Origin of the sequence: Catellatospora sp. TT07R-123 (assembly GCF_018327705.1) — a bacterium.
Lineage (GTDB): Bacteria > Actinomycetota > Actinomycetes > Mycobacteriales > Micromonosporaceae > Catellatospora.
Genome location: NZ_BNEM01000001.1, coordinates 106,954 through 118,703, shown reverse-complemented (window position 1 = coordinate 118,703; position 11,750 = coordinate 106,954). Strand labels below are relative to the sequence as shown.

The 11,750-nt window shown below is 74.4% G+C and carries 13 protein-coding genes; 2 read left to right on the top strand and 11 right to left on the bottom strand.

Features of this window, described 5'->3' with window-relative positions; genetic code table 11:
• Positions 1 to 76 precede the first annotated feature (76 nt).
• Both Cs7R123_RS00570 and Cs7R123_RS00565 read left to right on the top strand, forming a co-directional pair.
• Positions 77 to 628: a histidine phosphatase family protein gene (locus Cs7R123_RS00570; RefSeq protein WP_212822534.1), complete on the top strand. Its 552-nt coding sequence runs from the start codon at positions 77 to 79 to the stop codon at positions 626 to 628.
• 83 nt (positions 629 to 711) lie between these two features.
• The gene (locus Cs7R123_RS00565; RefSeq protein ID WP_212822532.1) at positions 712 to 1,527 is read left to right on the top strand and encodes a peptidoglycan-binding protein; all 816 of its coding nucleotides are present in this window, start codon (positions 712 to 714) and stop codon (positions 1,525 to 1,527) included.
• A 123-nt stretch (positions 1,528 to 1,650) separates the two neighbouring features.
• Here Cs7R123_RS00565 and Cs7R123_RS00560 read toward each other — a convergent pair whose 3' ends face one another.
• The 11 genes from Cs7R123_RS00560 to Cs7R123_RS00510 are packed head-to-tail and all read right to left on the bottom strand — an operon-like array spanning position 1,651 to position 11,749.
• Positions 1,651 to 2,427: a hypothetical protein gene (locus Cs7R123_RS00560; protein WP_212822531.1), complete on the bottom strand. Its 777-nt coding sequence runs from the start codon at positions 2,425 to 2,427 to the stop codon at positions 1,651 to 1,653.
• Positions 2,420 to 2,872 (bottom strand): hypothetical protein, encoded by a 453-nt coding sequence (locus Cs7R123_RS00555; RefSeq protein ID WP_212822530.1) that lies wholly within the window; start codon positions 2,870 to 2,872, stop codon positions 2,420 to 2,422. Before Cs7R123_RS00555 ends, Cs7R123_RS00560 begins: the two co-directional genes overlap by 8 nt.
• A 1-nt stretch (position 2,873) precedes the next feature.
• On the bottom strand, positions 2,874 to 3,992 hold the full coding sequence (locus Cs7R123_RS00550; protein ID WP_212822529.1) for a Stk1 family PASTA domain-containing Ser/Thr kinase: 1,119 nt from the start codon (positions 3,990 to 3,992) through the stop codon (positions 2,874 to 2,876).
• Positions 3,989 to 4,450, bottom strand: a complete 462-nt coding sequence (locus tag Cs7R123_RS00545) for a phage tail protein (RefSeq protein ID WP_212822528.1) — start codon at positions 4,448 to 4,450, stop codon at positions 3,989 to 3,991. Before Cs7R123_RS00545 ends, Cs7R123_RS00550 begins: the two co-directional genes overlap by 4 nt.
• Positions 4,440 to 6,977, bottom strand: a complete 2,538-nt coding sequence (locus Cs7R123_RS00540) for a putative baseplate assembly protein (protein WP_212822526.1) — start codon at positions 6,975 to 6,977, stop codon at positions 4,440 to 4,442. Before Cs7R123_RS00540 ends, Cs7R123_RS00545 begins: the two co-directional genes overlap by 11 nt.
• Positions 6,974 to 7,369, bottom strand: coding sequence for a GPW/gp25 family protein (locus tag Cs7R123_RS00535; RefSeq protein WP_244871530.1), 396 nt, complete (start codon positions 7,367 to 7,369; stop codon positions 6,974 to 6,976). Before Cs7R123_RS00535 ends, Cs7R123_RS00540 begins: the two co-directional genes overlap by 4 nt.
• Positions 7,366 to 7,704 carry a hypothetical protein gene (locus Cs7R123_RS00530; RefSeq protein WP_212822523.1) on the bottom strand — a complete coding sequence of 113 codons (339 nt, stop codon included), beginning with the start codon at positions 7,702 to 7,704 and terminating at the stop codon, positions 7,366 to 7,368. The genes Cs7R123_RS00535 and Cs7R123_RS00530 overlap by 4 nt, the downstream gene beginning before the upstream one ends.
• Positions 7,701 to 9,188 (bottom strand): phage baseplate assembly protein V, encoded by a 1,488-nt coding sequence (locus Cs7R123_RS00525; protein WP_212822522.1) that lies wholly within the window; start codon positions 9,186 to 9,188, stop codon positions 7,701 to 7,703. The genes Cs7R123_RS00530 and Cs7R123_RS00525 overlap by 4 nt, the downstream gene beginning before the upstream one ends.
• Positions 9,185 to 9,823, bottom strand: a complete 639-nt coding sequence (locus tag Cs7R123_RS00520; RefSeq protein ID WP_212822520.1) for a hypothetical protein — start codon at positions 9,821 to 9,823, stop codon at positions 9,185 to 9,187. The genes Cs7R123_RS00525 and Cs7R123_RS00520 overlap by 4 nt, the downstream gene beginning before the upstream one ends.
• Entirely contained in the window at positions 9,811 to 11,274 is a 1,464-nt protein-coding gene (locus tag Cs7R123_RS00515; protein WP_212822518.1) for a hypothetical protein, read from the bottom strand. The genes Cs7R123_RS00520 and Cs7R123_RS00515 overlap by 13 nt, the downstream gene beginning before the upstream one ends.
• Positions 11,255 to 11,749 carry a phage tail protein gene (locus tag Cs7R123_RS00510; protein ID WP_212822517.1) on the bottom strand — a complete coding sequence of 165 codons (495 nt, stop codon included), beginning with the start codon at positions 11,747 to 11,749 and terminating at the stop codon, positions 11,255 to 11,257. Before Cs7R123_RS00510 ends, Cs7R123_RS00515 begins: the two co-directional genes overlap by 20 nt.
• Position 11,750 lies beyond the last annotated feature (1 nt).

The window sequence follows — 11,750 nt, the reverse complement described above, 5'->3', positions numbered from 1 at the left end:
AGGGCACCTTCTCATCGCATGGCGCGGTAGAAGGTGCCCTTCTCGGCGGTGCCCGACGAGCGGCTAGCGTGCCCACATGCCCTTCGATCTTCACCTCACCCTGGAGCTCGTGCCGCACTGCTCCTCGGTCGAGCGCGCCGGCTGGACCGCCGGCCACGACAGCAGGCCGCTGTCCGAACAGGGCTTCGCGCAGGCCGAGCGGCTCATGGCAGCCCTCGGGGCCGGTATCGACGCCGTCTACGCCAGCCCGGCGCTGCGCTGCCACCAGACCGTGGCGCCGCTGGCGCGGGCGGCGGGCCTGCCGGTCACGACGCTGGCCGCACTCGTCGAGGCCGACGACTTCCGGGAGCCCGCCGCCTGGGTGGACGGCGTGTTCGCCCCGATGGGCCAGGCCGTCGGAGCAGCCTGGTCGGCGGGCGTCATGCTCGGCGCGCTGCTGACCATGGCCGGGGCGCACCCGGGTGGCCGCGTCGTCGCGTCCTCGCACGGCGACGTCATCCCGGTGCTGCTCGCCCTGATCAGCGGCTGGTACGCGGTGCCGTTGCCCGAACCGGTCGGCCGGGGCGGCTGGTACACCATCCGCCTGCACGGCGGCCGCGCGTCGATCGCGGCAGCCATGCCCTCGTAACCGGCGGGCAAGTCCGCTCCAAGCCGCGGCCAAGTGCCCCGGCGCACGCTGCCCTCACGTCCCCATCCCGGAGGTGAGAGGCAGTGTCGTACGCACCCCAGTCCTACCTGACCGCACGTGAGTATCTGCTGTCCGCGTTCGGCCTGCACGGCGCCGACGTCGGCATCGTCGGCGACGAGGCGCACCGGCGCGTCGGCACCAGCTACCACCTCGGCCGCGACGGGCTGAAGATGTCGAAGGACCCGTACAGCGCCCGCCTGGCCCGCGACCTGCGCGGCCTCACCGACGGCGCGGCGGCCCTGGACATCGGCGGCTTCACCAGGCGCTACCCGAACGGGCACCAGGCGACCCTGCGCCACCTCTCGGTCTGGCTCGTGGCGCAGTGCCGCGCCGGGGCCGCCGACACGCGGTGGATCCGCGAGGTCATCTACACCGACGACGGGGTACGGGTGCTGCGCTGGGACCGCCAGCGCGGCCAGTCGTCGGCACCGCGCAGCGGCGAGGCGGACAGCTCGCACCTGTGGCACACGCACCTCAGCGGCTACCGCGACTGCGAGGCCGTGGACAAGGCCGCCCTGTTCCGGCGCTACGTGGCGGAGGTCGCCGGTGCCGCGCCGCCGGTGCCGCCGCCCGCGCCGCCGCCGGGCGGTCGCGACTGGTTCAAGGAGATGATCGGCATGCTTCCGGTTCTCAAGGCGGGCGCCAAGGGCCCGTTCGTCAAGCGGGCCCAGGCGATCCTGACCGCCAACGGCCATCCCACGGAGATCGACGGCGTCTTCGGCACCGACACCGCCGCCAGGACCCGCGCCATGCAGGCCGCACTCGGCCTGGAGCTGCTGGACGCCATCTGGGGCCCCGAGACGTGGACGGCCGCGCTGACCGGCCAGGACCTCGTCTGACCGCCGCCACTTGCCGCCGACTTGCGTCCCGCTTGAACGTCGGCGCGTGAGCGGACGCGGCGGGGACGACGCGGGCCCGCCACCCGAGGGTGACGGGCCCCGCATCGCGGCACCGGGCCGGACTCAGGTCTGCACCGCGTCGGGTGCGGCCGCGCGCAGCTGCTTGACGTTGTCGACGGTGGCCTGGACCGCCCGGACGATCGCCGGGATCGACCCGATGATCAGGATGATCGCCCAGACGATGCCGACGATCGCGAACACGATCCCGGCGATCGCGTCGGTGATGCTGACCAGCACCCCGGGCACCAGCCCGTGCAGGAACACCGCCACGACGTTGCCCAGCAGCGACGTGATCATCATGGCCACCAGGCCCTTGTTCTGCAGGAACCGCTGCTGGGCGATGACCAGGCAGACCCCGCCGACCACCTTCAGGAACATGATCAGCGACAGCACCACCGCCGCCTCGCCGCGCGGGAACGATCCGAACAGGATCAGGTACACGATCGTCCCGAACGGGAAGGCCAGCAGCAGCCCCACCATCAGGACCAGCTTGGCGATGGCCACGAACAGCAGCACCAGCGCCGTGATGATCAGGATGATCGCCCCGATCAGCGTCACCACCCCCTGGGCCCGGGCGTGCAGCCGCTTGGAGGCCAGGATCGCCACGCCCATCAGCACCGCGGTGCCCAGCAGCACGACGTCGATCAGGGCGAGGTACGAGATCGCCAGCCCGCCCGGCCGCTGCGCCACCCCCGGGGGCACGTCGGCGCCGAGCTGCGTGGCCGTGTCCAGCGCCGGGGTGGTGAGGCCGAGCAGGAACGAGCTGCCCGTCTCCACCGCCACGACCAGTCCGAACGCGACGAGCGAGACGAAGAAGAACGGTGTGCGCAGCCTATCCATCGCTGCCTCCCAGGGTCACGGAGCACTTGTCGCAGGTCAGCGTGATGTCCACGCCGTCGCCGTCGACCGCGACCTTGATCGTCTCCCCGGCGGGCACGTCGCGGTCGAGGGCGGTGTCGTCGTGCGGGGCACGGGTGTGCAGGTGCAGCGCGGTGTCGGCGCGCAGCGCCACCTCGCGCAGGTCGGCGTCGGCCGGGGCCACGGTCAGCACGCAGCTGCCCTCGACCGCCAGCGTGTCACCGGTGCGGCAGGGTGCGGCCAGGTCCGCCGGGTCGACCGGGTCGGGGCTGCCGAACCAGTCGCCGAGCGTGCGGACCAGGCCGTTGTCGGCGGGGTCGGCCATGGACTGCTGGTCGTCCTGGGTGGCGACCCCGGTGACGTACAGCGCCACGATCAGCAGCGCGACCGCGGCGAGGATCTTCTGTCCTCGGGTGAGTGCGGGCATGTCAGTGCTCCAGGTAGACCCGGACGGTGCCGGCGGTCGTGGCGGTGCCGTAGTCGTCGAGGACCTGGACGCTGATGATCACCCAGCCGTTGTCGCGGACGTTGTTGACCACGTCGTAGTTCAGCTTCGGCATCACCGGGGTGAACTGCCGCTCCCGCGAGACCTGGGTCGACACCACCGGGGCGGGCGCGCACACGTCGCCGAGCACCGAACGGGTGCAGCGTTCGGGCTGCACCGACACCAGCCACCGCACCGGCCAAGAGTCCGGCTGGGTCCAGGTCAGCGTCGGCATGCGGCCCGGCGGAACACTGGAGTTGTTGACCGGCACCGAGATCACCGGCGGCGCGACGGCCGCCGAGACGCCCAGGTCCACGGTGCTGCCCTGAGCGGCCGACGCGCCGCCGGGCAGCGACTGGCGGGTGACCGCGCCGGGGCCGCGGGTGTTGTCCCAGCCGTACTGGATGGTGCCCGGCACGAACCCGGCCTTGGTCAGCGCCGCCTTGGCATCGGCCAGGCTCAGGCCGACCAGCTTCGGCACGGCGGCCATCGGCACCGGTGCCGCGCTGGCGCTCGGCTCGACCGACGGGGTGGCCGACGGCTGCGGTGCCACCGCCTCGGGCTCGCCGCTGGGCCACACCACCCAGGTGATCACGCCGATCACCAGTACGGCCAGGGCCGCGGCGACCACGATCCACCACGGGAACGGCTTCTTCTCCGGCGTCGGCGGCGCGGGCACCACGACGGCGACGCGGCGGCTGAGCACCGAGTTCTCCTCGGGCGCGTCCCCGGCCACGGCGTCGCCGAACGAACCCGGGGCCGGGGGAGGGGTCAGCCGGGCCTGGAACTCGTAACGCCCGGCCGGCGCGGTCTGCGGCACATTGATCTTCACGACCAGCGGCGCGGTCGCGCCCGGCCGCGGCCGCGGGTAGTCCTCCACGGTGAACCAGGCGGCGTCGGCGTCGGACCCGGTGTGGAAGTCGATGCCGGGGCGGCCGGTGCGCTTGGACTGGTTGGTGATGGTGAACGTCACCTCGGCGGCGCGGTCCTGGCCCAGGGCCACCTCCGGCGTCGACGTGGTGATGATCCACTTTTCGTTCTTGTCGGTCGTCTTCTCGTTCACGGCAGCACTCCCATCTCGAAGGTGGTGGCGGCCGGCTTGTCCAGCTCGACGATGCGCCGGACCTGCTCGGCCAGTACGCATCCGGCGGGGATGCGTACGATCAGGTGGAACGGGCGGTCTTCCGCCTCCTCGATCTCGATCTCGGTCAGGCCGGTGGCGATGACCACCGCGGCCTTCAGGCCCTCGCGGGTGCCGCGCCACTGCGCCAGCGCGGCCCCGGCCGCGACCAGGTCGCGGCCGGTGCCCAGGTGGTCGACCGACACCCAGCGGGCCAGGAACGGCACCAGCCGGTCCGGGCTGCGGTACGGGTGGAACAGGTCCTCGACCGACCCGAGCCGGGCCTCGCTGCTCTCGTGCAGGCCCTCCATCACGCCCAGCAGCGCCCACAGCACCCCGGACGGGTGCATCGACCGCTGGTAGGCCGCCGGGAGCATCCCGGCGATCGCGTCACTGCGCATCCTCGATCACCACCTCGATGTCGTGGTCGCCCGAGACGAGCAGCCAGGTGGGCGGGATCGTGACGACCTGGCGCAGCTCCGTGCTGGCCGCCGAGCTCCACAGCCCGGCCCCGGCGCGCACGTGGGTGCCCCGGTTGCCGCCGACGAACACCTGGCCGCCGGCGGCGACGGTGCGCACCGGCTCGAACCGGGTCCGGTCGCGCAGCGGCAGCCCGCAGTTGACCGACGGCGACTCCCACTGCGGGGCCGCCGCCGTGGTGTCCAGCTGGAGCACGCCGCCGCTCTGGCTCGCCGCGTACGCGACCCCGTCGGCGAAGTCCAGCCCCCAGCAGGTGCCGCCGGTCCACCCGTTCGACATCTCCTGCCAGCGCACATCGGCCTCGAACAGCCGCGCCCGGTAGCAGCCCTTGCCGGGCTTGCGCGGGTCGGCCATGCCGGTGCCCACCCACAGCACCGTGTCCGGGCCGTCGAGCTGCACCGCCAGCGCCCGGGTGTCGGTGCCGGCCAGCCCGATGTGCTGGAACGTGCCCGGCCGCCCGCCCGCCGTCGACAGGTACACCCCGTAGCTGGTCTCGGCGGCCAGGGCCACGCCCCACACGCCGCGCTCTGACACGAACGCGCGCACCGAGTTGAACCCGCGGTCCTGGTCCTTCTGGTCGACCACGATCTGCAGCGGCACCGCACCGTCCACCAGCGACAGCTCGAACAGGCCCGCGTCCGAGGCGAACAGCAGCGACACCGCCTCGTCCCGGTCGATCCAGGCCGCCTCCAGCACCACCGCGTCGATCTCGGTGAGCTTGCGCCAGGTCTCGCCCAGGTCGGCCGACAGGTACACCGAGGAGCCGCCCTCGTCGGAGTTGGCGACCACCGCCACCGTGCCCGGCCGCGCCGTCACGCCCGGCCGGTCGGCCGCGGGTGCGGGCAGCACCTGCCGCACCGTCTCGCCCGGCAGCTCGAAGACCTGCTCCCAGCCCTGGCCGTCGTTGGTGGACCGGAACACCTGGGTGCCGCCGCCCGCGTACCAAGTGGCGGCCTGGTAGTTGTCGGCGGCGATCGACCCGACCGAGGCGCTGGGCGCGTGATCGAGCACGAACCGCACCTCGTCGACGTAGCGGACGCCCGGCTCGGCCTGCTCCAGGATCCGGTACACGTTCGACGCCCGCAGCGGCTCGCCGAACGTCCAGCCCTCCACCGTCGCCGGGGCGGGCAGCGGGCTGATCGACTGGTAGAGCCGGTCGTGGATGCGCCGGCGGACCGCCTCGACGTCCTCCTGCCGCCCCACCACGACCCGGCCGCGCACCGACACCGTCTTGTACCGCGCCCACGTCGTGGTCACCGACGTGCCCAGCGCCCGGCGCCGGTCCAGATCGGCCTGGGTGCGCAGCCGCACCTCGTCGAGCTGCCGCTCCAGCAGCGCCGACACCGGCAGCCGCCAGCCCGGCCGCGCCGCCTCCGGCACGAACGGCACCAGCGTCACCTCGACCTCGCCCGGCCGGGCGAACGACCACATCGCCGCCCGGGTGAACGCGCGGGCCCGCGCCACGGCGGGGGAGTCGGTGGTCGCCAGCAGCTCGAAGTCCCGCGCGGTGACCGCCCGGTGCAGGCTGAACAGCTCGTACGGCCCGCGCCGGGCGACCGCGTCGACCGGTTCGATGTCGCGGCCGCCCCGGGCCGGTTCGGCGTTGACGACCCGCACCCCGGCGACCGGGTCGCGCAGGGTCGTCAGCGTGCCCGCCCCGACGTTGCCCGCCGCGCCGCCGCCGGTGCGGTACCAGATCCGGATCTCGCGGTGCGCCCCCGGCACCGCACCGGGCACCACGCCACCGTCCAGCTCCGGCGCGAACGTGACCACACCCGAGGCCGGGTCCAGCAGGTACGCCCGGTCGGTCGCGCCCAGCCCGGCGAAGCTCTCCACCCGCCGCCAGATCTCGAACACCCGGCCCTGGAACTCCCGCGCCGCGCCGTCGACCGGCCCGGCCGTCTGCACCCCGACCATCACCTCCAGCGGCTCCCCGGTGGTGGCCAGCGGGGCGCGGTCGCAGCGCAGCACCTGGCCCGGCAGCCCCGAGCCCAGGCCCAGCAGCTCCCCGTCGACCAGCTCGCAGTGGTACGCCCGCACCCGGACCTCGGCCGTGCCCTCGGCGATCGCCGCCGGCACGGTCGTGGTGAACACGACCGGCTGCGGATCGGCGCCGCGCGCGGCCACCACCCTGGTCCCGGCCGGGATCACGATCCGCTCGGCGGTGTCGGCACCGGTGCGGCTGAACGTCAGCTCCGTCCACGCCGCCGCGGGCGGCCGCCGGGTCACCCCCAGCAGGTTCAGGAACTCCAGGTATGCCTTCTCCGGCAGCCGGTTCAGCCGGAACAGCATCACCTCGGTCAGGTATGCGAACGCCTCCAGCAGCGCCGCGCCCGGATCGTGCACCGACAGGTCGGTCCAGTCCGGGCACGACCGCTGCACCCGCTCGCGGGCCTCGGAGACGAGGTCGGCGAAGGTGCGGTCGTCCAGGTTCGGCACGGGGATCATGGCTGCTCTCCCAGGTCGAGGGGGTAGTCGAGGACACCGGTGGCCAGCGTCTGGCGGACCCGGTAGCGCAGGTGGACGTTCAGCCGGGTCGGGATGTCGGGATCGGGGTCGGCGTCGACCTCCTCGATCTCCACCCGCGGCTCCCAGCGTTCGATCGCGTGGCGTACGTAGTGGATGGCCAGACCGGCCGTGGTCTGGTCGTTCGGCGCGAACAGCAGCCGGTGCAGGTGCGAGCCGTAGTCGGGGCGCATCAGCCGCTCGCCGGGGGTCGTCCCGAGCAGCAGCATGATCGCCTGGCGGATCGCGTCGTCGCCGTGGACGAGCGAGACCCGCCCCGCGGCCGAGGTGACGAGCCCGTCGGGCTCGGAGAAGCGCAACGATGCCGTGTTCACGCGGAGACCTCCACGAAGGACTGGCCGGGGATCCGGACCTGGTAGTGGACCGTGCCGGGCACGGTGCCGTCGGTGAGCCCGTCGAGGTTGTCCAGCACGACCGCGTGGCCGTCCACGCGGATCCAGTCGCTGTAGCCGGTGAACACCCGCAGCGTCTTCGTGCAGGGCTTCATCGTGGCGCCGATGTTCGGGCAGCGGACGATGGCGCGGCCCTCCGGGTCGTCGTCGACGAGCACCGGGTCCCCGGCGATCTGCACCCAGTGCTGCGACGGGTTGTTCTGCACCTTGCCGTCGTGGTCGCAGCGCACGTCGGCGGTCGACACGATCGCCTTCACAGCGGATTCACCCCCGTGGGCAGGCCCGGGATCAGCGCCCGCTCGAAGTCGACGCTGGCGGCGCGGATCGACAGCTTGTGGCCGGGCGCCTCGATGACCAGGTCGGTGCGGGCCAGTAGCCGTACCGTGCTCGGCGACAGCTCCAGCCGGCTGCCGTCGGCGTTGGTCAGGGTGATCGACTTGTCCGAGTCGTCGACGACGACCTCCTGCCCGCCCGCGCTGTGCAGCGTCCACCGCTTGACCGAGCCGCCCTTCACGCCGGTGTCCGGTGGCGTCTGCGGCCCGAAGACCGCGCCCAGCACGATCGCGTCGGCGGGGTCCTCGCGCGGCAGCGCCAGCACCACCAGGTCACCCGGGTCCGGCAGGACCACGAGGCCCTTGTTCGGCCCGGCTCCCGGGCACAGCACCGACAGCCAGCCCAGATCCAGGTCGCCGTGTCCGGGCAGGACCACCCGCACCCGGCCCCGGCCGTCGGGGTCGTCGACCTCGGTGACCCGGCCCAGCGCGATCGCGGCGGCGGTGCTCTGCGGCAGCCCCTCGGGCGGCTCGGTGCCGAACGCGACGCGGTAGCCGTCGGCGTCGACCGTGTGCACGGCCGTGCACACCGGATAGACCCCGTCCACGGCGTCGTCGACACCGCTGACCCCGACCGCGCGGCCGGGCCGCACCGCCGGGTCGCCCTGGCAGGTGCCGCTGACCGCCAGCACCCGGGCGGCACCCCGGTCCACGGCCGCCTGCGCGGCCTCGGCCTGGTGGCCCACCGGCTGGTCGATCAGGGTGCGGTCGGCGCCGCCGGTCAGCCCCGGCGGGGGAGTGGCCGAACCGGGGCGGTAGCCGGCACCCGACGCCCGCTCGGTGGTGAACTCGCCCCGGCCGGGATGCCAGCCGTACGCCGTCACCGCCGACAGCGCCCGGTCGGCGTGCCCGGCCACGCGGCACTGCCACAGCGTGTCGCCGAACTTCAGCTCCACCGCCGACCCGCGCGGGCGCAGCGTGTCCACGACCAGCGTCCGCCCGTCCAGGTACAGGTAGCGGCCCAGCCGGGCGGCGGTGCGCGACAGCAGGTCCCAGTCGGTGGCCCGGTGCTGCACCACCCGCTCCAGCGCCGGACCCGGGTCGGGGCAGCGCACGTCCAGGCCCAGTCCCGAGGTCAGCTCGCGGGCCAGGTCGGCCAGCGTGACGTCGGTGAACACCCGCGGCCGCTGCCGTGAGCGCAGCCGGTGCAGCGCGTCGTGGGCGACCACGGTCCAGCCGGTCTCCGAGCCGGGACCGCGGACCAGTTCCACCGACCCGATCTCGCCGGCGAACAGCTCCCGGCCGTCGAGTTCGAGCTCCAGCCGCGCCCCGAACGGCCAGCCGCCCGTGGCCTGCACGGTCAGCTCGGCCTGGGCCGGCAGCGAGATCCGGTACGACACCCGCGCCGACAGCACCCGGCCGGGCACGGGCACGCCGTCGAGGCGTACCGACAGCGAAGGGATGATCATGACGGCACTCCCAGCACGGATCCCGCAGGCACGGCCAGCGGGTTGGCGACGTCGTTGTGCTCGGCCAGCTCCCGCCACCGGGTCGGGTCGCCCAGGGCGGTGGCGGCCAGCAGGTCGAACCGGACGCCGGCGCCGTCGGCGCCGTTGCCGGTGACCTGGACCGCCGCCGCCGAGGTGCGCTGCGGCGGCGCCGGGGGCTCGCCCTCGGTGCGCACCAGCTTCAGCCGCAGCCAGGAGCGGCGCGGCGTGCCGGTGGCGTCGATGGCGTCCAGGCGCTCGGCCACGTTCACCACCACGCCGGGCAGGTTCCAGCTCTTGCCCCAGACGAGGCGGACCAGCGGCAGGCGGCCGTCGCCGTTCTCGGCCAGGTGCCACAGCCGCCCGGTCAGGTCGCGTACGTCGTCGGGCCGGTGCGCGGGCTCCACCAGGTCCACGTCGAACAGCAGGTCGAGCACCAGTTCGGTACGCCCGCCGCCGGTGTACAGCAGCGCGTCGTCCACCCCGGTGCCGACGACGGCACCGGGCAGCGCGGCCGGGCGCACCCCGGCGAGCCGCCGTACCACCAGCGTCTCCGGGTTGACCAGGCAGTCGATGCGCTCGCCGGTCGCGTCGACGAGGAAGGCTACGCGTTCCACGGCTGCCCCTCCTGTTCACGTCGCAGTCGGTTGATGCGGTCGGGGTCGGCGCGCGACGGCTCGGGGACCGTCCACAGCGCCGCGTCGTCGAGCAGCGGCGGCCAGGGGTCGCCGTGCGCGTCGGTGCCGTCGAGCACCGGCCACGGCGCGGCGGTCCCGGCTGCGTCGTCGGCCTCGGGCCGCGCCGCGAACCGGTCCGCCTCGTACGGCAGCCCCGTCCACGCGGCGCGCGGCGCCGCCGCGTAACCCGGGTACGGCGGCTGCGCCGCCCGGCCGGGGCCGGGCCGGGCCGGTGCGGGCACGGCCGCCGGTCGGGCGCCCGCACCTTCCTGGCGCTGGTCGTGGAACGGCCGCTGCCCGCCCGCCCATGGGTCGGGCCAGGCCTCGGCCGTCCAGTCCGGCGCCGACGGGCCGGGCCGGTCGATCGTGCTGTCGCGCCGAGCGGTCCGGCGGCCTGCCACCGGCCCGAATTCGGCCGGCCGCCGCGAGCGGTCCGGCCCGGCAGCCGTCGCGGCCCGGCCGGTGTGGCGACCGCGCCCGAGGTCACGGTCGTCGTGCTGCTCGGCAGCGTTGTCGGAGCGGTCGGGTTCGACCTGGTCGAGCGCGGGCGGCGCGGCCGGTGCCGTGTCGTCCTCGCCTGCCGGGCGTCCCGCCGGTCCGTCCGTTCTGGACGGGCTGTCGGCCGCCCGAGCCGCGGCAGCCGTAGGACCGGCCGGTGCCGACCGGGTGTTCCCGATCTGGGCAGCCTGAGCCCATCCGTCGACGATGCCGGCGTCCGTCGCCGGGTTCGGTCGGCGGTCGCCACCAGGCGTGGTGAGACGGCCGCGGTCGGTCGATCCCGAGTGGACAGCCGAACCGGCGCCGCGGTGCCCGGTGGCGGCCCACGGCTGCTCGGCCGACGGGCCCTGTCCGCGACCGGGCTCGCCGTCGATCCAGCCGGGCAGCGACGGCAGCACCCGGCTCGGCCGGTCCAACCGGATGGCCGGACCGGCATCGTTTTCCGGATCTTGTGCGGCTGGTGTCGCTGTAACGACATCAGACGCACAAGATCCGGGCTCAGTGTCCGCCGTCCCGGTATGCCGGGGCGCGGCCTGCGGCCACGCGGTGCCCAGGGCGCCTGGGGCGGCGTCCGGGCCGGGGACGGTCCGTGTCGTCCGGCCGTACGCGGGGAAGTCCGGCCGGTGCGCCACCGAGTCCCGCCCGGCGGCGACCGCCGGGCGGACCGCGGGACCGGTCCGGTCCGCGTCCGGGTCGGCGGCGCGCCCGCCCAGGCGCGCACCGCCGTCCGGCGACGGCCGGGCCGCCGGGTCGTCGACCGCGTCGGCGGGCTCGGGGACGTACACCAGGGCGGTGCCGTCAGCGGTCACCGCCAGCGCCCGCCGGGCGGCGGCGCCCCTTCCGGTGAAGAGGCGCCGCAACCAGCCGACGAGCTCACGCAGCCGCGCCGACACCGCTGGTCTCCCGCTGGATGCCGTCGTGCGCCAGCACCAGCGTCTCCACGGCCAGCTCGCGGCTCATCGCGTCCAGCGGCGAGCCGTACCACTCCTGCGGCCAGGCGTTGACCAGGTTCCAGCGCAGCGCCTCGGCCGAACCCGAGCTGTCGAGCATGACGATGGACACGTTGCGGCGGCTGACCCGGCCCTCGACCGCGGTCATCAGCCACTCCCACAGCTCCGCCGAGGAGGTGAGGCCGAAGCGCAGCGTGACCGGGGCGTACGTGACGCGGCCCGGGATGGCCCGCACCACCGAGTTGTTGCCCGCCTCGCGGTAGGCGATGGTCTCGACCTTGATGCCGAGCCCGCCGACCTCCGTGAAGTGGCCCTCGGTGACGTTGTTGATGAGCAGCTTGAAGTTGTACGCGCGATACGGGTCCACCAGGTTGCCCGGCTGGGCGGCGGGACGCGCGGTTGCGGTGACCTCGGGCATG

What these genes read in the sequence shown, in the direction of transcription:
- Cs7R123_RS00570 (WP_212822534.1), top strand. Translation starts at nt 77, where the DNA reads ATGCCCTTCGATCTTCACCTCACCCTGGAGCTCGTGCCGCACTGCTCC.
- Cs7R123_RS00560 (WP_212822531.1), bottom strand. Translation starts at nt 2,427, where the DNA reads ATGGATAGGCTGCGCACACCGTTCTTCTTCGTCTCGCTCGTCGCGTTC.
- Cs7R123_RS00555 (WP_212822530.1), bottom strand. Translation starts at nt 2,872, where the DNA reads ATGCCCGCACTCACCCGAGGACAGAAGATCCTCGCCGCGGTCGCGCTG.
- Cs7R123_RS00545 (WP_212822528.1), bottom strand. Translation starts at nt 4,450, where the DNA reads ATGCGCAGTGACGCGATCGCCGGGATGCTCCCGGCGGCCTACCAGCGG.
- Cs7R123_RS00540 (WP_212822526.1), bottom strand. Translation starts at nt 6,977, where the DNA reads ATGATCCCCGTGCCGAACCTGGACGACCGCACCTTCGCCGACCTCGTC.
- Cs7R123_RS00525 (WP_212822522.1), bottom strand. Translation starts at nt 9,188, where the DNA reads ATGATCATCCCTTCGCTGTCGGTACGCCTCGACGGCGTGCCCGTGCCC.
- Cs7R123_RS00510 (WP_212822517.1), bottom strand. Translation starts at nt 11,749, where the DNA reads ATGCCCGAGGTCACCGCAACCGCGCGTCCCGCCGCCCAGCCGGGCAAC.